This is a genomic window from Streptomyces doebereineriae (assembly GCF_031845645.1).
Classification (GTDB): domain Bacteria; phylum Actinomycetota; class Actinomycetes; order Streptomycetales; family Streptomycetaceae; genus Streptomyces; species Streptomyces canus.
On the sequence record NZ_JAVREZ010000021.1, the window covers coordinates 46,941 to 68,114 of the forward strand.

The 21,174-nt window shown below is 70.5% G+C and carries 20 protein-coding genes; 6 read left to right on the forward strand and 14 right to left on the reverse strand.

The window, feature by feature from the left end; genetic code table 11:
• Positions 1 to 25 precede the first annotated feature (25 nt).
• Positions 26 to 1,243, forward strand: coding sequence for a nucleotide sugar dehydrogenase (locus tag RNB18_RS41000; protein WP_311719215.1), 1,218 nt, complete (start codon positions 26 to 28; stop codon positions 1,241 to 1,243).
• A gap of 639 nt (positions 1,244 to 1,882) precedes the next feature.
• On the opposite strand, the gene RNB18_RS41005 is transcribed toward RNB18_RS41000, so the two are convergent.
• The 4 genes from RNB18_RS41005 to RNB18_RS41020 form a co-directional block, all read right to left on the reverse strand.
• Entirely contained in the window at positions 1,883 to 3,007 is a 1,125-nt protein-coding gene (locus RNB18_RS41005; protein WP_057607856.1) for a GuaB3 family IMP dehydrogenase-related protein, read from the reverse strand.
• Between the two features lie 106 nt (positions 3,008 to 3,113).
• Entirely contained in the window at positions 3,114 to 4,616 is a 1,503-nt protein-coding gene (gene guaB, locus RNB18_RS41010) for an IMP dehydrogenase (RefSeq protein ID WP_266521223.1), read from the reverse strand.
• Between the two features lie 149 nt (positions 4,617 to 4,765).
• Positions 4,766 to 5,353: a sigma-70 family RNA polymerase sigma factor gene (locus RNB18_RS41015; protein ID WP_007384137.1), complete on the reverse strand. Its 588-nt coding sequence runs from the start codon at positions 5,351 to 5,353 to the stop codon at positions 4,766 to 4,768.
• A gap of 311 nt (positions 5,354 to 5,664) precedes the next feature.
• Positions 5,665 to 6,276 (reverse strand): response regulator transcription factor, encoded by a 612-nt coding sequence (locus RNB18_RS41020; protein WP_003948568.1) that lies wholly within the window; start codon positions 6,274 to 6,276, stop codon positions 5,665 to 5,667.
• Between the two features lie 381 nt (positions 6,277 to 6,657).
• On the opposite strand from RNB18_RS41020, the gene RNB18_RS41025 reads away from it, so the two are divergent.
• Positions 6,658 to 6,984 (forward strand): WhiB family transcriptional regulator, encoded by a 327-nt coding sequence (locus RNB18_RS41025; RefSeq protein WP_311719216.1) that lies wholly within the window; start codon positions 6,658 to 6,660, stop codon positions 6,982 to 6,984.
• Between the two features lie 52 nt (positions 6,985 to 7,036).
• On the opposite strand, the gene RNB18_RS41030 is transcribed toward RNB18_RS41025, so the two are convergent.
• Positions 7,037 to 7,933, reverse strand: coding sequence for a LysR family transcriptional regulator (locus RNB18_RS41030; RefSeq protein WP_311719217.1), 897 nt, complete (start codon positions 7,931 to 7,933; stop codon positions 7,037 to 7,039).
• 80 nt (positions 7,934 to 8,013) lie between these two features.
• On the opposite strand from RNB18_RS41030, the gene RNB18_RS41035 reads away from it, so the two are divergent.
• The 3 genes from RNB18_RS41035 (at position 8,014) to RNB18_RS41045 (ending at position 10,262) form a co-directional block, all read left to right on the forward strand.
• Positions 8,014 to 8,682 (forward strand): MOSC domain-containing protein, encoded by a 669-nt coding sequence (locus RNB18_RS41035; RefSeq protein WP_311719218.1) that lies wholly within the window; start codon positions 8,014 to 8,016, stop codon positions 8,680 to 8,682.
• A 51-nt stretch (positions 8,683 to 8,733) separates the two neighbouring features.
• Complete coding sequence (locus RNB18_RS41040; protein WP_311719219.1) at positions 8,734 to 9,507, forward strand: SDR family NAD(P)-dependent oxidoreductase; 774 nt, start codon at positions 8,734 to 8,736, stop codon at positions 9,505 to 9,507.
• Between the two features lie 65 nt (positions 9,508 to 9,572).
• Positions 9,573 to 10,262: an ester cyclase gene (locus tag RNB18_RS41045; RefSeq protein WP_311719220.1), complete on the forward strand. Its 690-nt coding sequence runs from the start codon at positions 9,573 to 9,575 to the stop codon at positions 10,260 to 10,262.
• A gap of 80 nt (positions 10,263 to 10,342) precedes the next feature.
• On the opposite strand, the gene groL is transcribed toward RNB18_RS41045, so the two are convergent.
• The 4 genes from groL to RNB18_RS41065 all read right to left on the reverse strand — a co-directional run bounded on the left by groL (position 10,343) and on the right by RNB18_RS41065 (position 14,316).
• Positions 10,343 to 11,968: a chaperonin GroEL gene (gene groL / locus RNB18_RS41050; RefSeq protein WP_311719221.1), complete on the reverse strand. Its 1,626-nt coding sequence runs from the start codon at positions 11,966 to 11,968 to the stop codon at positions 10,343 to 10,345.
• Positions 11,969 to 12,080: 112 nt separating this feature from the next.
• Positions 12,081 to 12,389 (reverse strand): co-chaperone GroES, encoded by a 309-nt coding sequence (gene groES / locus RNB18_RS41055; RefSeq protein ID WP_003998759.1) that lies wholly within the window; start codon positions 12,387 to 12,389, stop codon positions 12,081 to 12,083.
• 200 nt (positions 12,390 to 12,589) lie between these two features.
• Positions 12,590 to 13,417 (reverse strand): polysaccharide deacetylase family protein, encoded by an 828-nt coding sequence (locus RNB18_RS41060; protein ID WP_311719222.1) that lies wholly within the window; start codon positions 13,415 to 13,417, stop codon positions 12,590 to 12,592.
• Positions 13,414 to 14,316, reverse strand: a complete 903-nt coding sequence (locus RNB18_RS41065) for a polysaccharide deacetylase family protein (RefSeq protein ID WP_311719223.1) — start codon at positions 14,314 to 14,316, stop codon at positions 13,414 to 13,416. Before RNB18_RS41065 ends, RNB18_RS41060 begins: the two co-directional genes overlap by 4 nt.
• A 129-nt stretch (positions 14,317 to 14,445) precedes the next feature.
• Here RNB18_RS41065 and RNB18_RS41070 point away from each other — a divergent pair, with 129 nt between their 5' ends.
• Entirely contained in the window at positions 14,446 to 15,621 is a 1,176-nt protein-coding gene (locus tag RNB18_RS41070; RefSeq protein ID WP_311719224.1) for a class I SAM-dependent methyltransferase, read from the forward strand.
• Between the two features lie 21 nt (positions 15,622 to 15,642).
• Here RNB18_RS41070 and RNB18_RS41075 read toward each other — a convergent pair whose 3' ends face one another.
• The 5 genes from RNB18_RS41075 to RNB18_RS41095 form a co-directional block, all read right to left on the reverse strand.
• The gene (locus RNB18_RS41075) at positions 15,643 to 16,851 is read right to left on the reverse strand and encodes an RNA polymerase sigma factor (protein WP_311719303.1); all 1,209 of its coding nucleotides are present in this window, start codon (positions 16,849 to 16,851) and stop codon (positions 15,643 to 15,645) included.
• Positions 16,852 to 16,954: 103 nt separating this feature from the next.
• Positions 16,955 to 17,311, reverse strand: a complete 357-nt coding sequence (locus tag RNB18_RS41080; protein ID WP_057607866.1) for a YciI family protein — start codon at positions 17,309 to 17,311, stop codon at positions 16,955 to 16,957.
• A 155-nt stretch (positions 17,312 to 17,466) separates the two neighbouring features.
• Positions 17,467 to 18,501: an LCP family protein gene (locus RNB18_RS41085; RefSeq protein WP_311719225.1), complete on the reverse strand. Its 1,035-nt coding sequence runs from the start codon at positions 18,499 to 18,501 to the stop codon at positions 17,467 to 17,469.
• Between the two features lie 73 nt (positions 18,502 to 18,574).
• Positions 18,575 to 19,918, reverse strand: coding sequence for an endo-1,4-beta-xylanase (locus RNB18_RS41090; protein WP_311719226.1), 1,344 nt, complete (start codon positions 19,916 to 19,918; stop codon positions 18,575 to 18,577).
• Between the two features lie 82 nt (positions 19,919 to 20,000).
• Positions 20,001 to 21,071, reverse strand: a complete 1,071-nt coding sequence (locus RNB18_RS41095) for a LacI family DNA-binding transcriptional regulator (RefSeq protein ID WP_266521199.1) — start codon at positions 21,069 to 21,071, stop codon at positions 20,001 to 20,003.
• Positions 21,072 to 21,174: the final 103 nt, after the last annotated feature.

The following is a 21,174-nucleotide window of genomic DNA, read 5'->3' on the forward strand; positions in this document are numbered from 1 at the left end:
GTTACTGGGAAGGACGGCCCACGCCATGCCCGCAGATCTCGCCGTGATCGGACTCGGCCCCTACGGACTGCCCCTGGCCCAGGCCGCTGTCGCCGCCGGCATCTCCACCCTCGGCTACCGCACCGGCCCCGAGGCCGGCTCCCTCAGCCCCGCAGAACTGCGCCGGATGCTCTCGGGGGGCTTCCGGACGGCCGCGGGGCCGGCAGAACTCGGCCGCGTCCGTACGGCGGTCATCTGCGCACCGACCCCGCCGGCCCCGGACGGCGGCCTGGACCTGAACCAGGTCGAGGGGGCCGCCCGCACGCTGAGCACACACCTGCGCCCGCACACCACCGTCATCCTGGAGTCCCCCGTGCCCCCGGGCACCACCGAGGAGTTCCTGCGCCCGCTCCTGGAGAAGGGCTCGGGTCTGCGCGCGGGCCGCGACTTCCACCTCGCCTACTCCCCCAGCCGCGTCGATCCCGGCAACCGCGACTTCACGCCCGCCAACACCCCCAAGGTGATCGGCGGCCTCACGCCCGCGTGCACGGAGTCGGCCGCCGCCTTCTACTCGCGCCTCACCGACAAGGTGGTGCGCGCGCGTGGCCCGCGAGAGGCGGAGACGGTCCAGCTCCTGGAGACCAACTTCCGGCACGTCAACATCGCCCTCGTCAACGAGATGGCCGTCCTCTGCCACGACCTCGGCGTCGACCTCTGGGACGTCATCCGCTGCGCGGAGACCAAGCCGTTCGGCTTCCAGGCCTTCCGCCCCGGCCCGGGCGTCGGCGGTCACGCGGTCCCCCGCGACCTGACCGGCGGCAGCCTCGGCGGCGGCCGCACCCTGCGCATGGTCGAGCTCGCCCGGCAGGTCAACGACCAGATGCCCCGTTACGTCGTCCAGCGCGGCGCCGCTCTCCTCAACGAGCACGGCAAGTCCGCGCGGGGTGCCCGCGTCCTCCTGCTGGGCGTCACCTACAAACCCGACCTCGCCGACCAGCAGGGCACCCCCGCCCAGGAGGTCGCCGTACGCCTGATGGAACTCGGCGCCGCCGTCAGCTACCACGACCCCCACATCCCGTCCTGGAGCGTCCTGGACCGCCCGGTCCCGCGCGCGGACTCCCTCTACGAGGCGGCGGCCGACGCGGACCTGACGATCCTGCTCCAGCAGCACCGGACGTACGACCTGCAAGGCCTGTCGGTGAAGGCCCAGCTGCTGCTGGACACACGGGGTGCCACGCCTACGGGGGCGGCGCACAGGTTGTGAAGGGGGGCGCGCGGATGGACCCGGCTCCGGAGCCGGTGGCATGCGGGACGCGGCGCGGGTACCTTACGGAGACAGGTGGGGTCGGCCGTAGCGGTCACTGCGGCAGACTCGTGGATGGTTCACGGAGTGTCCGCCCCTAGGTTTCGTAGGGACGGCCGCTCACCAGCCCACCAACAAGGTGGAGCCCACCGCAGCGGGTACTGCGGCAGGCTCCTGATGGTTCACGGAGTGTCCGCCCCTGGTTTCCGTGGGGGCGGCCGCTCACCATCCGAAAATCCGCAAGATCCACCTCCTCCGGCACTTCACCATCCGAAGACGGATCTGATCCCAGCGAGTGGGCTTGCGGTGACGTCCCATGGACGCCCCCTTCCACGACACCGCCCAGTAGCCTGGTGGACGGTCCGTCGGAAATCGGGCCGGGCCCCGAGGAGCGGGGTCCGGAACCAAATCCTTGGAAGGGGGCGCTCCAGGAACCTGAGGCGCCGACACGGACGTTATCGCCCTCGGTCCGGCTGACCAGCCCGTTTCCGCCCCGAACGCAACCGGGCGCCCCCGCACCACCCCACGCGCCCCGCACAAGCCCCCGGGCACACGAAAGGGGCCGATCGCCCAGGCGACCGGCCCCTCCCGCTGTACGACCTACCGCTTGTGCTGCGAGTCGGCCACCGTGACCTCGACCCGCTGGAACTCCTTCAGCTCGCTGTACCCGGTCGTGGCCATCGCCCGCCGCAGCGCCCCGAAGAAGTTCATGGAGCCGTCCGGGATGTGCGACGGACCCGCCAGGACCTCCTCGATGGTGCCGACCGTGCCGAGGTCGACCTTCTTGCCGCGCGGCAGCTCCTCGTTGACGGCCTCCATGCCCCAGTGGTGGCCGCGACCGGGCGCGTCCGTGGCACGGGCCAGCGGGGAGCCCATCATCACGGCGTCCGCGCCACAGGCGATCGCCTTGGGCAGGTCGCCGGACCAGCCCACGCCACCGTCAGCGATGACGTGCACGTACCGGCCGCCGGACTCGTCCATGTAGTCCCGGCGGGCGGCGGCCACGTCGGCCACGGCCGTCGCCATCGGGACCTGGATGCCCAGTACGTTCCGCGTCGTGTGCGCCGCGCCGCCGCCGAAGCCGACCAGGACGCCCGCCGCGCCGGTGCGCATCAGGTGCAGGGCGGCGGTGTACGTGGCGCAGCCGCCGACGATCACCGGGACGTCGAGCTCGTAGATGAACTGCTTCAGGTTCAGCGGCTCGTGCGAACCGGAGACGTGCTCCGCCGAGACCGTCGTGCCGCGGATGACGAAGATGTCCACGCCCGCGTCCACCACTGCCTTGGAGAACTGCGCCGTGCGCTGCGGGGAGAGCGCGGCCGCGGTGACCACACCCGAGTCGCGCACCTCCTTGATGCGCGCGCCGATCAGCTCCTCCTTGATGGGGGCGGAGTAGATCTCCTGCAGGCGCCGGGTCGCGGCCTCCACGTCCAGCTCGGCGATCTCGTCGAGCAGCGGCTGCGGGTCCTCGTACCGGGTCCAGAGGCCTTCGAGGTTCAGGACGCCGAGGCCGCCGAGTTCTCCTATGCGGATCGCGGTGGCCGGGGAGACGACCGAGTCCATGGGGGCGGCCAGGAAGGGCAGCTCGAAGCGGTAGGCGTCGATCTGCCAGGCGATCGAGACCTCCTTCGGGTCGCGCGTACGACGGCTGGGGACGACGGCGATGTCGTCGAAGGCGTACGCCCGGCGGCCGCGCTTGCCGCGCCCGATCTCGATCTCAGTCACGATGTGTGGCCTTTCCCTGATGCGTTCAGCGTCTTCCAGTATCGCCGACGGGTACGACAAGGGCGGCCCCGGATGGTCCGGGACCGCCCTCACGCGCGCGTGGCGACTACTTACGGCTGTAGTTCGGCGCCTCGACCGTCATCTGGATGTCGTGCGGGTGGCTCTCCTTGAGGCCCGCCGAGGTGATCCGCACGAAGCGGCCCTTGGACTCCATCTCGTCGATGGTGGCCGCGCCCACGTAGCCCATGGTCTGACGCAGCCCGCCGACGAGCTGGTGGAGGACGCTGGACAGCGGGCCGCGGTAGGGCACCTGGCCCTCGATGCCCTCGGGCACGAGCTTGTCGTCGGCGGCGACCTCGGCCTGGAAGTAGCGGTCCTTCGAGTACGACTTGCCCTGGCCCCGGGACTGCATGGCACCGAGCGAGCCCATGCCGCGGTACGACTTGAACTGCTTGCCGTTGATGAACTGCAGTTCGCCGGGCGACTCCTCGCAACCCGCGAGCAGCGAGCCCAGCATCACGGTGTCGGCGCCGGCGGCGAGCGCCTTGCCGATGTCGCCGGAGTACTGCAGGCCGCCGTCGCCGATGAGCGGGATGCCCGCGGGACGGGCGGCGAGGGAGGCCTCGTAGATGGCGGTGACCTGCGGGACGCCGATGCCGGCGACCACGCGCGTGGTGCAGATGGAGCCCGGTCCGACACCGACCTTGATGCCGTCGACACCGGCGTCGATCAGCGCCTGGGCGCCGTCACGCGTGGCGACGTTGCCGCCGATCACGTCGACGCCGACGCTCGACTTGATCTTCGCCATCCAGCTGAGGGCGTTGCTGTTGTGGCCGTGCGAGGTGTCCACGACCAGGAAGTCCACACCGGCCTCGGCGAGCGCTTGGGCGCGCTCCAGGGCCTCGGGGCTGGCGCCGACGGCGGCACCGACGAGGAGGCGGCCTTCGGAGTCCTTGGCGGCGTTGGGGTACTTCTCCGCCTTGACGAAGTCCTTGACGGTGATCAGGCCCTTGAGGACACCTGAGTCGTCGACGAGCGGCAGCTTCTCGATCTTGTGCTTGCGCAGCAGGTCCATGGCGTCGGTGCCGGAGATGCCGACCTGGCCGGTGACCAGCGGCATCGGCGTCATGACCTCGCGCACCTGGCGGCTGCGGTCCGACTCGAAGGCCATGTCACGGTTGGTGACGATGCCGAGGAGCTTGCCGGCCGGATCGGTGACCGGGACACCGCTGATGCGGAACTTGGCGCACAGGGCGTCGGCCTCGGCGAGGGTCGCCTCCGGGTGCACGGTGATCGGGTCGGTGACCATGCCCGACTCGGACCGCTTCACCAGGTCGACCTGGTTGACCTGGTCCTCGACGGAGAGGTTGCGGTGCAGCACACCGACGCCACCGAGGCGGGCCATCGCGATGGCCATGCGGGACTCGGTCACCTTGTCCATGGCCGCCGAGAGCAGCGGGATGTTGACCCGGACGTTGCGGGAGATGCGGGACGAGGTGTCGACCGCGTTCGGGAGCACCGCGGACGCTCCCGGCAGCAGCAGCACGTCGTCGTAGGTCAGCCCGAGCGTCGCGAATTTGTCGGGCACTCCGTCGACGTTTGCAGTCATGACACCTTCCCCAAATGGCCTTGATCGGTGCGGATGTCCATGCTAACGGGAAGCAAGGGTGGCAAATTCCACGGATTCCACGGTTCGGCCCCGCTCCGGGCTTCGTATGTTCGTACGGAAGCGGCGTGCCGCCCGTTCAGGAGCGCGCCCTACTGCTCGGCCAGCGCTCGCAACCTGCTCAGCGCCCGGTGCTGCGCCACACGGACCGCACCGGGTGACATTCCCAACATCTGGCCCGTCTCCTCCGCCGTCAACCCCACGGCGATCCGCAGCAGCAACAGCTCGCGCTGGTTCTCGGGGAGGTTGGCCAGCAGTTTCTTGGCCCATTCGGCGTCGCTGCTGAGCAGCGCCCGCTCCTCGGGGCCGAGCGAGTCGTCGGGCCGCTCCGGCATCTCGTCGGACGGGACCGCCGTCGAGCCGGGGTGGCGCATGGCGGCGCGCTGCAGGTCGGCGACCTTGTGCGCGGCGATGGCGAAGACGAACGCCTCGAAGGGGCGCCCGGTGTCGCGATAGCGCGGCAGGGCGAGGAGGACGGCTACGCAGACCTCCTGCGCGAGGTCCTCCACGAAGTGCCGGGCATCACCCGGGAGACGGGACAACCGGGTGCGGCAGTAGCGCAGGGCCAACGGGTGGACATGGGCGAGCAGGTCGTGCGTGGCCTGCTCGTCTCCCTCCACGGCACTGTGGACGAGCGCACCGATCGCCCCATGGGGATGAGCCGCCTCGTCGTCGCGCATCGGTCCATGGTGCCTTGGCGTCGTTGGATCCGTGGCATCGCGCTGGTTGTTGTGCACCGAAGCGTTATGAGCAGGTGCGCCGGAACTCATACCCTGCGCCCTCCCCTTCCGCTCGACCGACTCGTCCCCGAGAGACTCCACATCTCAAGGATGCGGCATCCGCGCCGAAACAGGCAGCGGGCGCCGACGGGACTGCCCGGCCGACCCCGCGACCGCGCCCCTTCAGGGGCGCGGGGCTGCATCGATGTACGGCTCCGCCGCGCGGGCGCGACCAGCCACCAACGACCTGCGGCTTCACTACGGCGAGGCGCTCAACGCACCAGGCCCCAGCGGAACCCGAGCGCGACGGCGTGCGCCCGGTCCGAAGCACCGAGCTTTTTGAACAGCCGCCGAGCATGCGTCTTGACGGTGTCCTCGGAGAGAAAAAGCTCACGCCCGATCTCCGCGTTGGAGCGACCGTGACTCATGCCTTCGAGCACCTGGATCTCACGCGCGGTGAGAGTGGGCGCCGCGCCCATCTCCGCCGACCGCAGCCGACGCGGGGCGAGCCGCCAGGTCGGGTCGGCGAGCGCCTGCGTCACCGTGGCACGCAACTCCGCGCGGGAGGCGTCCTTGTGGAGGTAGCCCCGGGCACCCGCGGCCACCGCGAGAGCGACCCCGTCGAGGTCCTCCGCGACCGTGAGCATGATGATGCGCGCACCGGGGTCCGCGGACAGCAGCCGCCGCACGGTCTCGACGCCGCCCAGACCGGGCATGCGTACGTCCATCAGAATCAGGTCCGAACGGTCCGCGCCCCAGCGGCGGAGGACTTCCTCGCCGTTGGCCGCGGTCGTCACGCGCTCGACGCCGGGCACGGTCGCGACCGCGCGGCGGAGCGCCTCTCGGGCAAGCGGGGAGTCGTCGCAGACGAGGACGGATGTCATGGCCGTCCTCCGCAGCTGATGCACGTCACCTTGAGCCTCCAGGCTGGTACGAAATCGTCACCTGTGCGGTCGACCGACTCGGACGCCTGTCCGAGCGCTTGTGTTTTCAACCGCCTCCGCACTCTCAACGACGGTCACCCGAAAGAGTTACGGGGCTGTGCACTGTCTTCGGCACTCTACGTGAGGGCCCGGACACGGTGCAGACATGCACGGCGGACCCACAACGTTTCATCACAACCCATGCCCCATTCAGACCCTTTTCTTCCCATTTCCTGGTGTCTGAGGCTAGATTCGCAATGAGTCATATTTTCATCTCCTTAGATCGTAGATGTACGGTCGTGGACACCGTATCCGCCCAGAACGGCTACAAGGGGTCACGCAATGGCAGATTTCTCCCGCCTTCCCGGACCGAACGCGGACCTGTGGGACTGGCAGCTCCTGGCCGCCTGTCGCGGGGTGGACAGCTCGCTCTTCTTCCATCCGGAGGGCGAGCGCGGTGCGGCCCGGAGCGCTCGCGAGAACTCGGCCAAGGAGGTCTGCATGAGGTGCCCGGTACGCGCGCAGTGCGCGGCGCACGCGCTCGCGGTGAGAGAACCGTACGGCGTATGGGGCGGGCTGACCGAGGACGAGCGCGAGGAGCTCATGGGGCGGGCGCGGCACCGGCTGGTGTCCACGTCGTCCGTGGGAAGCGGCGCATCGAACAACTGAAGGAACGTTTCTCCTAGAAGGGCACGCGCGCGTGCCCTTCATTCTTTTCGGCCTACCGGTCGGCCGCGCGCGCCAGTTGCTCCAGCGTCGCCGCCACCGCCGGCACCTGGGCCAGGTCGGGCAGCGTGAGCGCGACGATCTCCCGCCGGACCGCCGGTTCCAGCGTCACCGTGCGCGCGCCCCGTGGCCGTACGGACTCGACCGCGAGCTGGGGCAGGACGGCGACGCCGAGGCCCGCGCCCACCAGGCCGACGACCGCCGGGTAGTCGTCGGTCGCGAAGTCGATGCGGGGCGTGAAGCCGGCGCCCTCGCACACCTCGACCAACTGGCCGCGGCAACGCGGGCATCCGGCGATCCACGACTCTCCGGCGAGCTCCCCGATGGACACGGACTCCGCGCGCGCGAGCCGGTGCCGCTCCGGTACGAGGGCGACGAGCCGGTCGGTCAGCAGGGGCCGTACGACCAGGTCGTCCCACTCGTCCCCGCCCCCGGCCCCCTCGTACCGGAAGGCGAGCGCGATGTCGCAGTCGCCCTCCCGCAACAGGCCGACGGACTGCGGGGGTTCGGCCTCCTCCAGAAAGACGCGGGTGCCGGGGTGGGCGGCGCGCAGGGCGGCGAGGGCGGTGGGGACGAGGGTGGAACTGCCGCTGGGGAAGGAGACGAGCCGGACCCGCCCGGCCCGCAGGCCGGCGATGGCGGCGACCTCCTCCTCCGCCGCCGTCAGTCCCGCCAGGATCCCGGCGGCGTGCCGCACCAGCGCCTGGCCCGCCTGCGTCAGCCGCATCTCGCGTCCGCTGCGGATGAGCAACGGCGTGCCCACGGACGCCTCCAGGGCCTTCATCTGCTGGCTGACGGCGGGCTGGGTGCAGCCCAGTTCACGCCCCGCGGCAGAGAAGGAGCCGGTCGCGGCGACGGCACGCAGAACACGGAGATGTCGGGCCTCGATCACCTTTCGAGGATAAGCCCTGCTTTGATACGGCGACGAATAATGCATGGCACCTTTGGGTCCCGGTCCCCTACCGTGCCGCCATGGAGCTTCTGTCGGTGAATCTGGGCCGCGCCAAGGCCGTCGCGTACACGGACAACCCGGAGGGTGTCACCGGTATCGACAAGCGGCCGGTCGACGGACCCGTGCGGGTGGCCGCGCCCGGGCCCAAGGGCATCGGCGGGAGCGCGCTCGCCGGGGACGCGGTGTGCAAGAAGCAGCACCACGGCGGAGACGACCAGGCCGTGTACGCGATGGCGCGCGAGGACCTGGACGAGTGGGAGGGCGAGCTGGGCCGCTCGCTGGCCAACGGCGCCTTCGGCGAGAACCTCACGACGCGGGGCATCGACGTCTCCGGCGCGCTGATCGGCGAGCGCTGGCGCCTCGGGCCCGAGGTGGTGCTCGAGGTCACGAGCGCGCGCATCCCGTGCGGCACCTTCCAGGGCCACATGGACGAGAAGCAGTGGGTGAAGCGGTTCACGCAGAGGGGCGCGCCCGGGGCGTATCTGCGGGTGATCCAGCCGGGCGAGATCCGGACCGGGGACCCGGTCGAGATCGTGCACCGGCCGGACCACGACGTGACGGTCGCCCTGGCGTTCCGGGCGATGACCACCGAACGGCCGCTCCAGCCACGGCTGCTGGCGGCGGGTGAGGCACTCCATCCGGAGCTGCGGAAGTGGGCGCTGGAGTATGTGGAGAAGCACGGCGCCTGACGGCGTCCTCCGCAAGCGGACGCTGTCGGTCCCGGTCATTAACCTTGCGCCATGACAACGGCATTGATTACGGGATCGACCGCGGGCATCGGTGCCGCGTTCGCACGACGGCTGGCGGCTGACGGGCACAACCTGGTGCTGGTGGCCCGCGACACCAAGCGGCTCCAGGAACAGGCGACCGAACTCCACGACCGCCACGGCATCGAGGCCGAGGTCCTCACCGCCGACCTCGCCACGGACCCCGGCATCGAGGCGGTCGCCGCCCGCCTGTCCGACCGTAAGGCCCCCGTCGACCTCCTCGTCAACAACGCCGGCTTCGGCAACAAGGGCCGCTATCTCGACGTCTCCATGGCCGACGAGCTGAAGATGCTCAAGGTGCACTGCGAGGCGGTGCTGCGACTGACGTCGGCGGCGACGGAGGCGATGCGGGAGCGGGGGCGCGGGGGTGTCGTGAACGTCGCGTCGGTGGCCGCGTTCGTGCCTCGTGGGACGTACGGCGCCTCGAAGGCGTGGGTCGTGCAGTTCACGCAGGGTGCCGCGAGGGATCTGGCGGGGAGCGGGGTCCGGCTGATGGCCCTGTGCCCGGGGTTCGTGCGGACCGAGTTCCACCAGCGGGCCGGGATGGGCACGGACAACATCCCCGGCTGGATGTGGCTCGACGCGGACAAGCTGGTCGCAGCGGCCCTCACCGACCTGTCCCGCGGCAAGACCCTGTCGATCCCGGACCCGCGTTACAAGGCGCTCATGGGGTTGGTGAAGGTGGCGCCGCGGGGGTTGTTGGGCGGGATCACGTCCAGGACGGGGCGGAAGTACGGGCCGCAGTAGGGCCCGAAAAGGCGGACAATGGTGCTGTTGGAACCGGACCCAGGGGGGCCGGAGGCGAGGTCGAGATGACGTTCGTACAGCTCATCGACTGCAGGACCAGCCGTTTCGACGAGATGGACCGGCTGATGGACACATGGGTCGAGCAGACCAAGGGGAAGCGGACCGCGACGCATGCGGTGGTCGGCAAGGACCGGTCCGACGCGTCGCACTTCGTCGAGATCGTGGAGTTTCCGTCGTACGAGGAGGCGATGCGGAATTCGGGGCTGCCGGAGACGGAGCGGATCTTCCAGGGGATGCTCGCGCTGTGTGACGAGACGCCGACCTTCACCGATCTGGACGTGGTGCGGGACGAGCAGCTCAACCCGGCCGTCGCGCGGGAGTTCTTCGAGCACGCCGGGCGGGCCGGGACGGCGGAGCTGTTCGAGCGGTTCACCGACGACTACATGGACCACGATCCGGCCAATCCGGACGATCTGGGGCTTGCGGGCGCGCGCGAGGAGTACGAAGGGTGGCGGCGGGCCTTCGCCTTCACCTTCCGGGTGGACGATCAGATCGCCCAGGACGACCGGGTGTGCACCCGCTGGACCTGGGCCGGCAAGCACACCGGCGAGTTCGTGGGGATCCCGGCGAGCGGGCAGAACGTGACGATGACCGGGACCACCTGGCACCGGTTCCGGGACGGGCGGATCTGCGAGGGCTGGTGGCAGTACGACCGTGCGGGGCTGATGGAACAGCTGGGGGTGCTCGGAGAATGACGGCCCGGTCCCTGTGACCCGCGAAGGGGAAAGCCCCCGTTCCCTCTGAGGGAACGGGGGCCTCCTTGCGAGCGCTGGGCTCAGTGGGAGTGGCCGTGGCCGTGACCACCGGCGGCCGGCTCCTCCTCTTCCTTCTTCTCGACGACCAGGGTCTCGGTCGTCAGGAGGAGGGAGGCGATGGAGGCGGCGTTCTCCAGGGCGGAGCGGGTGACCTTGACCGGGTCGATGACGCCGGCCTTGACCAGGTCGCCGTACTCGCCGGTCGCGGCGTTGAAGCCCTGGCCCTTGTCGAGCTCGGCGACCTTGGCGGTGATGACGTAGCCCTCGAGGCCGGCGTTCTCGGCGATCCAGCGCAGCGGCTCGACGACGGCCTTGCGGACGACGGCGACACCGGTGGCCTCGTCGCCGGTCTTGCCGAGGCCGCCCTCGAGCACCTTGGCGGCGTGGACCAGAGCGGAGCCACCACCGGAGACGATGCCCTCCTCGACCGCGGCGCGGGTCGCGGAGATGGCGTCCTCCAGACGGTGCTTCTTCTCCTTCAGCTCCACCTCGGTGGCGGCGCCGACCTTGATCACGCACACGCCGCCGGCCAGCTTCGCGAGGCGCTCCTGGAGCTTCTCGCGGTCCCAGTCGGAGTCGGTGTTCTCGATCTCGGCCTTGATCTGGGCGACGCGGCCCGTGACCTCGGAGGAGTCGCCGGCACCGTCGACGACCGTGGTGTCGTCCTTGGTGACGGTGACGCGGCGGGCGGTGCCGAGCACGTCCAGGCCGACCTGGTCGAGCTTGAGGCCGACCTCCTCGGAGATGACCGTGGCGCCGGTGAGGACCGCCAGGTCCTGGAGCATCGCCTTGCGGCGGTCACCGAAGCCGGGGGCCTTGACGGCGACCGCGTTGAAGGTGCCGCGGATCTTGTTGACGACCAGGGTCGACAGGGCCTCGCCGTCGACGTCCTCGGCGATGATCAGCAGCGGCTTGGAGGCACCCGACTGGATGACCTTCTCGAGCAGCGGCAGCAGGTCCTGGATCGAGGAGATCTTGCCCTGGTTGATCAGGATGTACGGGTCGTCGAGGACGGCCTCCATACGCTCCTGGTCGGAGACCATGTAGGGCGACAGGTAGCCCTTGTCGAAGGCCATGCCCTCGGTGAAGTCCAGCTCCAGACCGAAGGTGTTGGACTCCTCGACGGTGATGACACCGTCCTTGCCGACCTTGTCCATCGCCTCGGCGATGAGCTCGCCGACCTGGCTGTCCTGGGCGGACAGACCGGCGACGGCGGCGATGTCGGACTTCTCGTCGATCGGGCGGGCGGTCGCGAGGAGCTCCTCGGACACGGCCTTGACCGCGGCGTCGATGCCCTTCTTCAGGGCGGCCGGGGAGGCACCCGCGGCGACGTTCTTCAGGCCCTCGCGGACCAGCGCCTGGGCCAGCACGGTGGCGGTGGTGGTGCCGTCACCCGCGATGTCGTTGGTCTTGGTCGCCACCTCCTTCACCAGCTGGGCGCCGAGGTTCTCGTACGGGTCATCGATCTCGACCTCACGGGCGATCGTGACACCGTCGTTGGTGATGGTGGGAGCGCCGAACTTCTTGTCGATGACGACGTTGCGGCCCTTGGGGCCGATCGTCACCTTGACCGTGTCGGCAAGCTTGTTGACGCCGCGCTCGAGGGCGCGACGGGCGTCCTCGTCGAACTTCAGGATCTTCGCCATGGGAGCGTGAGCCCTCTCGGAAATCTAGGTGAAAAGAGACTGCGCCCCGGGCGCCCGGCTTGTTAGTGGTCGCGGGGGCCAGGGGCGCAGCTCAAAGAAATGCTTGGGTGAATTACTTCTCGATGATCGCGAGCACGTCGCGAGCCGAGAGGACGAGGTACTCCTCGCCGTTGTACTTCACCTCGGTGCCGCCGTACTTGCTGTACAGCACGATGTCGCCGGTCTTGACGTCGAGCGGCAGGCGCTCGCCGTTCTCGAAGCGGCCCGGGCCCACGGCCAGGACGACGCCCTCCTGGGGCTTCTCCTTGGCGGTGTCCGGGATGACCAGGCCAGAGGCGGTGGTCTGCTCGGCGTCGAGCGGCTGGACCACAATGCGGTCCTCGAGCGGCTTGATGGCAACCTTGGAGCTGGTGGTCGTCACGATCCGACCTCCCCCTTCGGAGATCACGGGGTTGACTGTCTGAGGTGGCGACCAGGTGGATCCGTCGTCGCGGGTGCCGGACCTGCCCGTCGCTGTGTTGGCACTCTCCAGGGGGGAGTGCCAGACCCGAGACTATGACCGTGATTAGCACTCGGTCAAGCGGAGTGCCAATCGCGTCTCCGGCGGCGCCGCCGGAGCGCCTACAGATAGTCCTCCAGCCGCCCCACCGTCAGCCCGCGCCGCTCGATCTCCCGCAGCACCCTCGTCGTCCGTTCCGTCAGCGTCGGCCCCGTCGCCTCCCCCGATGCCACCGAGACGATGTCTCCCGCCCGCAGCGGCCGCTGCGGCGCGCCGCCCTCCCCCGACACGCTCCACAGCACGACCGCGGAGAGCCCGCAGTCGGCCGCCGCGCGCAGGGTCGTGCGGTCGTACGTGCCGTAGGGCGGCCGGAACAGCCGCGGCCGGATCCCGAAGCGGGACCGCACCTTCTCCTGCTGGCCGCAGATCTCGGCGCGCTGGCCGGTGTACGGCAGCCCGCGCAGGGCGGGGTGGTCGAGGGTGTGGTTCTGGATGCTCGCGCCGACCGACTGGAGGCGCGCGAAGTGGCCGTACCCGGGGCCGACGACGCTGTCCGTGAGGAACATGCTGACGGGCAGCCGCAGTTCACGGACCATGTCGACGAACCGCGGATCCCTTTCGGCACCGTCGTCGTAGGTGAGGAAGACGACCTTGTCGGACGTCCCGACACGTCTCACGACCGGCGGCAGGCCGCCCCGGCGCACCGCCGCGCGCGCCGCCGCCCGCGGGGGCGCCTGCAGCGGGGCCAGGAGACCCCAATGGCGGTACGGCCGTCCGTCCGCCCTGCTCGCCCCGCCCGGTCCGTCCGGTCCGTCCGGTCCGTCCGGTCCGTACGACCCCACCCGCTGCGCCGCCTTCTTGCCCAGCCGTTCGATGGGATCGACGGACTGGGCACAGCCGGTGAGCAGGACGGCCGCCAGCCCCCCGGCGACCAGTGCCCGCGCTCTCACAGGTAGTCCTCGAGACGGGCCACCGCGTACCCCTCGGCCGTGATCCTGTTCAGGAAGCGGCGGACCATGTCGGGCATCGTGCCCTTCCAGTCCTTGCGGCCCCGGAAGTGGCTGAGCACGATGTCGCCCGGGTGGATGTCCTGGTCCCACTCGCGGTACTCCCAGTGGTCGACGAAGACCTCTTCGTTCCAGAGGGGCGCGTACTTGATGCCGCAGGACCTGGCCGCGCGCAGGGTGTCCTCGTTGTAGTTGCCGTAGGGCGGGCGGAAGAGCGTGGGCCGCGCGCCGAACCGCTTCTCGATGACGTCCTGCATCCCGCAGATCTCGCGCTGCTGGCGGGCGTACGACAGCGCGGGCAGGTAGGGGTGGTGGAGCGTGTGGTTGTTCAGTACGACCCCCCTGTCCCGCATCCTCGCGAAGTAGCCGTAGTCGTCCTTGACCAGGTAGTCGCTGAGGAAGGCGGTGTACGGGATCTTCAGTTCGCTCATCATCCGCAGGAACGCGGGGTCCTTCTCGGCGCCGTCGTCGATGGTGAGGAAGACGATCTTCTGTTCGGTGGGGACCGTGGTGAAGACCGGTGGCAGCCCCTTCTCCCGGTGGCCGTCGACCTCGAAGCCGTGGCGGGTGGTGATGCGGGGCTTGACCGCGGGCGCCGGCGGGGCCGTCAGCGGGACCTTCTTCAGGCCCCAGCGCCTGGCGGCGGAGATCCGGGTCTGCTCGGCGCGGAGCCGGGCGGCCCGGATACGGGTCTTGTCGGCCTGGAGGTCGGCGGCGGGGGCCGGGGGCGCGTTGAGGGGCTGCTGCGGCCGTACGCCGGTCCCGGCCGGGCCGGCGCAGCCGGAGACCAGGGCGGCCACTGCCAGGAGGACGAGGCCGCCACGGATCGACACCGACACCATCAACGCACCATTTTTATACTTTTGTCCTACCGTTCCCATGAGGCCGGATCCTTGCAGGTCACGGCATCGCACCCGGGCCGACACCGCCGCCGGAAGCGGACCGTCCACCGACTGGCCCACAATGACCCGGTGAACGACCTCGCCCCCCTCCTCACCCCCGAGGGCCGTGCCCTCCTCGACGAAGTGCGCGGCACCGCCCCCGCCGACGAACTCGCCGTCGCCACCCGGCTGCGCCGCGGGCATTCCGCCGGACTCGTCTCCGCGGCGCTCGGCCAGGCCCGGTTGCGGCAGCGGGCGGCGGCCAAGTTCGGGGCCGAGGACGCGGAGCGGATGTTCTTCACGCCGAACGGGGTCGAGCAGTCGACAAGGGCCAGCGTGGCGGCATACCGCGCGGAGCGCCTGCGGGCACTGGGCGTCACCTCCGTCGCCGACCTGTGCTGCGGGATCGGCGGGGACGCGATCGCGCTGGCCCGGGCCGGCATCCGGGTCCTCGCGGTGGACCGGGATCCGCTGACGGCGGCGGCCGCGCGGGCGAACGCGGACGCACTGGGACTCGCCGGCCTGATCGACGTACGGGAGGCGGACGTCACGGAGGTGGACACGGCCTCGTACGACGCCGTGTTCGTGGATCCGGCGAGGCGGGGCGGGCGTGGCCGCATCTTCGATCCGGAGGCCTACTCGCCGCCCCTGTCGTGGGCGGTCCGGGCGGCTCTCAAGGCCCCGCACGCCGCGCTGAAGGTCGCGCCCGGCATTCCGCACGAGGCGGTTCCGGCGGAGGCCGAGGCGGAGTGGATCTCCGACGGCGGGGACGTGAAGGAGGCGGTGCTGTGGTTCGGCACCGCGCCGGGGGCCGTCCGGGCCACGCTGCTGCCGGGACCGCGGACCCTGCTCGGCCGGGGGCTCCCCGACCCCGAAGTCCGTTCCGTGGGGCGGTACTTGTACGAGCCCGACGGCGCCGTCATCCGGGCCCATCTGGTGGCCGAGGCGGCCGAGGAGCTCGACGGCGGGCTGATCGACCCCACCATCGCCTACGTCACCGCGGACGCGCTGCACGCGACCCCGTACGCCACGGCGTACGAGATCACCGACCGACTTCCCTTCAACGTGAAGAAGTTGAAGGCGCTGCTGCGGGAGCGGGAGGTCGGGATCCTGACCGTGAAGAAGCGGGGGTCGGCCGTCGAGCCGGAGGAGCTGCGGCGCAAGGCGCTTCCGAAGCCGCAGGGGCCGCACTCCGTGACCGTGTTCCTGACCCGGGTCGCGGGAGCGCCGACCATGCTGCTGGGACGGCCGGCGGGGCTTACGTGAGCGGCTCCAGGTGACAACGGATCACTGACCGCACTCCCGCGCCCTGTCCAGCAGCAGTTCCCGCTCGCGTTCGTTGCGGGTCAGCGCGGCCGCCCGCTCGAACTCGGCCCGTGCCTGCGTCGTACGTCCGAGGCGGGCCAGGAGATCGCCGCGCACGCTCGGCAGCAGGTGGTAGTCGGCCAGGGCGGGTTCGTCGGTGAGGGCGTCGACGATCTCCAGGGCCGGGCCCGGTCCCTCGGCCATCGAGACGGCGACCGCGCGGTTGAGTTCGACGACCGGGGAGGGGGCGCGGGCGGCGAGCAGGGCGTAGAGGGTGGCGATGGCCGGCCAGTCGGTCTCGTCGTAGGAGTACGCGTGCGCGTGGCAGGCGGCGATGGCGGCCTGGAGGACGTAGGGGCCGGGGGCGCCCGCGGCCGTGGCGTCCGCGCGGCCCAGGGCCTTGATGCCGCGGGCGATGAGCATGCGGTTCCAGCGGCTGCGGTGCTGGTCCTTGAGGAGGACCGGTTCGCCCCGCGGTCCGGTGCGGGCGGCCGTGCGCGAGGCCTGGAACTCCAGCAGGGCCGCGAGGCCGTGCACCTCGGGTTCCTTGGGCATGAGGGCGGACAGCAGGCGGGCCAGCCGCAGGGCGTCCTCGCACAGGGAGGGGCGCAGCCAGTCGTCGCCCGCCGTGGCCGCGTATCCCTCGTTGAAGATCAGGTAGATGACGTCCAGGACGGAACCGAGGCGGGCCTCGCGGTCGGGGCCGTAGGGCACCTCGAAGGCGATGTTCTTCGTGGCGAGGGTCCGCTTGGCGCGCACGATGCGCTGGGCGACCGTCGCCTCCGGGACGAGGAAGGCGCGGGCGATCTCGGGGGTGGTCAGGCCGCCGAGCAGCCGCAGGGTGAGGGCGGTGCGGGCCTCGGCGGACAGCACCGGGTGACAGGTGGTGAAGACGAGCCTGAGCAGGTCGTCGTCGATGTCCTCGGGGTCGGACGGCTCCTCCGGCGGGGCGGTCTCCGACAGGTCCCGGCCGATCTCGGCCAGCTTGCGGGCGTAGTTCTCCCGGCGCCGGACCAGGTCCACGGCCCGTCTGCGCGCGATGGCCATGAGCCAGGCGCCCGGGTTGTCGGGGACGCCGTCGCGCGGCCACTGCTCCAGCGCGGCGACCAGGGCGTCCTGGGCGAGCTCCTCGGCGATGCCGACGTCCCTGACGACACGGGTGACACCGGCGATGATGCGCGGCGACTCCATGCGGAAGACGATCTCGACGGAGGCGCGGGCGTCGGCTTCGGGGGGCTGTGAGGTCACAACCCCCCATTCGACACCCGTACGGCCCCGCAGCCAAGGAAGCGGCTCAGCCCTCCGCGATCTCCCGCACCTCGCAGGTGACCGTCCAGTGCTCCTCGTGCACCTTCAGGAAGCGCTTGGTCCACTCGATCGCCTCGGCCATGTCCTTGGCCTGGACGATGGCGTACCCCCCGACGACCTCCTTCGCCTCGGTGAAGGGCCCGTCGGTCACCGACAGCTCCCCCTTCTCCCACCGCACCCGCGCCCCCTGCGCGGTCGGCGTCAGCCCGGCGGTGTCCAGCAGCACCCCGGCCTTCGTCATCTCCTCGATCAGCTCGCCCATCCGCTGCATCAGCGCGTCGCTGGGGCCCTCGGCGGGGGCGGTCTTCTCGTCGATCTGGACCATCGACAGGTAACGCGGCATGGTGACTCCTCGGTCGCTACGGGGCCGGTCCTTCCCGGCCTCTCACCAGTGCGTCGATCGGGAGAGGCCGGGATCGACAGACTCCGCGGATTTCTTCGGAGATTTTTTCCCGGGGCCCTGACCTGATACGACAGCGACCCGCCGCACCACGCCTGTCAGCGCAGCGACTCCCACAGCTCACTCGCCGCCGGTTCCTTCGCCACCACCCGGTTGGGGTTCGAGGGCGCGGTCACGACCGGCATGGTCACCGTCTTCACCTCGTCGCTCGACAGGCCCTTCAGGCTCTCGCCGAGGCTCATCAGCTCGGTCAGGGAGTCGAGGCCGGTGTCGGTGGTGAGACTGCCGGTGATCGCGTCGGCGACGGAGTACAGCTTGGTGGGGCTGGTCAGCAGGTTCGTCGAGGAGATCTGCTCCAGCAGGGACTTCACCAGCTTCTGCTGGAGGCCTATGCGGCCCAGGTCGCTGCCGTCGCCTATGCCGTGCCGGGTGCGGGCGAACGCGAGGGCCTGCTTGCCGTTCAGGTGGTGGGTGCCCGCCTTCAGGGTGAGATGGCTGTCGTCGTCGTCGATGTCCTCGTCCGTGGTCACCGTGACCCCGCCGAGCGCGTCGACCAGCTTCGCGAAGCCCGAGAAGTCGATCTCGATGTAGTGGTCCATGCGGACGTTCGTGATCGACTCGACCGTCTTGACCGCGCACACCGGACCGCCCACCGAGTAGGCGCTGTTGAACATCGCGCCGTACGCCGGCGACGTGGAGCCGCCGCTCTCCAGGGGGCACGACGGGCGGGTGACGAGGGTGTCGCGCGGGATGCTGACGACCGTCGCCGTGGTGCGGCCCGCGTCGATGTGCACGACCATCGCGGTGTCGGACCGGGCGCCGGTGCTGCTGCCGCCCCCGAGCGCCTGGTTCTCCTTGCCGCTGCGCGAGTCGGAGCCCAGGACCAGGATGTTCACCGCCTCCGAGGGCAGCGGCGCCTCCTGCGAGGCCGAAGGGGTCGGTGTCACCTTCGCGGGGCGGTCGTCGCCGAGCGCGCTGTTGATGTCGACGCTCTTGATGTTGCTGTTGAGGTGCCAGTACGCCCAGCCCGCCGCGGCGCATCCCAGGACCAGCGTGCCCGCGAGCGTGAGGCCGACGGCCTTCAGTACTCTCGGCCGCCGACCCGCTCGTCTGTCCTCGTCGTCTCCCGTCACAGGGAGGAACGTACGTCCGAATTATTACGAGGAAGGCCTCCTGGGCGGCTTTCTTCGGAAAATCTCAGACTTCTCATTCCAGCGTCACGGCCGGTACCGGATTGCTGCCGCTCCACGAGGCGTTGAATCCGAAGGTCACCGAACCGCCGTCCGGCACGGTCCCGTTGTAGGCGGCGTTCGAGCAACTGACCGCGGTCCCCGACTGGGTGCAGGTCGCGTTCCAGGCCTGGGTGATCCGCTGCCCGGCGCCGTACGTCCAGCCGGCCTTCCACGACGACAGCGCGGCACCCGAGCAGGAGATCTTCACCTGTCCCGTGAAGCCGGTGTCCCACTGACTGGTCACGCTGTAGGCCGCGGTGCACGCGCCGGTCGGCGGAGGCGTGGTCGTGCCGCCGAGCGCCTCGGCGATCGCGTAGTACGCCGGTTTCGGCGCGTAGTTCTCGTCGTACGGCGTCGCCGCGCCCTGCCCCGGGAAGGTGCTCGGGATCCAGGAGTCGGAGTCGGTGAAGCCCCAGACGGTGACGCCGGCGCAGCGCGCGACCGCCACGCACGCGTTCATGACGGCCTTGTAGTCGGCGGCCTGCTGCGCGAGCTTCGTGCTGTCCGAGGGCAGCGTCATCCGGATGTCCAGCTCGGTGATCGCCACGTCGACTCCGAGGTCGGCGAAGCGCTGGATGTTCTGCTGGAGGGTGGAGGGGACCTGGCCGACGATCAGATGGGCCTGGAGCCCGACCCCGTCGATCGGGACGCCCTGCTCCTTCAGCGACTTGACCAGGTTGTAGAGGGCCGTGGACTTCGCGTTGACACCCTCGACGTTGTAGTCGTTGATGTACAGCCTGGCGGCCGGGTCGGCGGCGCGGGCGGCGGTGAGGGCCTGGGCGATGTAGCCGGTGCCGAGGCCGTTGTACCAGAGGGTCTGGCGGTAGGTGCCGTCCTCGTTGAAGGGCTCGTTGACGACGTCCCAGGCGGCCAGCCGGCCCTTGTAGCGGCCGACCTCCAGTGCGATGTGGTCGTTCATCAGCTGGCCGAGCTGGGCCGCGGTCCAGGTGCCGTTCGTCAGCCAGCTCGGGTTCTGGCTGTGCCAGACCAGGGTGTGGCCGCGCACCTGCTGGCCGTGGGCCTCGGCGAAGTTCACGATCTGGTCGGCCTCGGCCCAGTTGTAGCTGCCCCTGGTCGGCTCGACCGAGCCCCACTTCATGGCGTTGCCGGGGGTCAGCGAGTTGAACTGCGCCCCGGCGAGGTCGCCGTAGGTGCCGGTGAGCTTGGAGCCGGTGACGGCCGTGCCCATGACCTTGCCCTTGGCGGCGGCGAGGTCGCGCAGGGGTACGTCGACGGCGCTCGCCGTGGCGGCCGGGACGAGCAGCGCGAGGCCGCTCAAGAGGGACACAAGGGACAAGCCGGTTCTCAGAGATCTCATTGCGGGTGCCTCCGAAAGTTTCGGTCGTGCAACCGATTGGCTTCGGAGGAGTGTGGGCGCGCGCACCCCACCCGTCAATAGTTCACCCCTCGGCCTCAGCGGTACTGCTGCGCACCACCAGGCTCGTCGCCAGCTCCACCCGGGTCGCCGCCGGGCTCCCGCCGTCCCGTCCCAGGTCCAGCACCAGCTTGGCCGCGGCCTCGGCCATCTCGGTCAGCGGCTGCCGTACGGTCGTCAGCGGCGGCCCCACCCAGGGCGCCACCGGAAGGTCGTCGAACCCGACCACGCTGAGGTCCTCCGGGATGCGCAGCCCCAGCTCGCGGGCCGCCTCGTACAGACCGAGCGCCTGGAGGTCGTTGCCGGCGAACACCGCGGTGGGCCGGTCGGGGCGGCGCAGGAGTGCCAGGCCCTGGCGGTAGCCGGTCTCGTGGTGGAAGTCGCCGGCCATGATCAGCCCGGGGTCGACGGGCAGCCCCGCGGTCTCCAGGGCGGCCCGGTAGCCGTCGATGCGGGCGCGGCTGCACATCATGCGGGAGGGGCCGGTGATCGCCCCGATCCTGCGGTGCCCGAGCTCGACGAGGTGCCGGGTCGCGGCGAGCCCGCCCTGCCAGTTGGTCGCGCCGATGGAGGGCACGTCGGCGCCGGGATCGCCCGCCGGGTCCATCACCACGAACGGGATCGACCTGCTGCTCAGCAGTGCGCGCTGGGACTCGTCGAGCCCGGAGAGCACGAGGATCACGCCGTAGGGGCGGCGGGCGGCCACCTGGTCGGCCCAGGTGCGCCCGGGGGTGAGCCGCCCCGCGCTCTCGCTCAGCACGACGCTGAGCCCGGCGTCCCTGGCCACGTTCTCCACGCCCCGGATGACCTCCATCGCCCACGCGCTCTCCAGCTCGTGGAAGACCAGGTCGATCAGGGGCGAACGGCTCGCCTCGGCGCGCCGGCGCCGGTAGCCGTGCGCGCGCAGCAGGCCTTCGACGCGGGCGCGGGTCGCGGGAGCGACGTCGGCCCGGCCATTGAGGACCTTCGAAACTGTCGGCGCCGAAACGCCGGCCTCCCGGGCGATCTCGGCGAGCGTGGCGGTCTGCGGCGAGCGGCCGGCCGTCGAGGATGTCGGGGAAGTCGTCCGGGTTTCAGCGGGCTCCGGGGGTGTCATGGCGGCGATCGTATCCCTGCGCGCCCTCTTGACGAACCCTCCTGGCGGCCCTAGGTTCCCAAAACATTCGGATAACACATCGAAACATTCGCGAAGGTCGTCG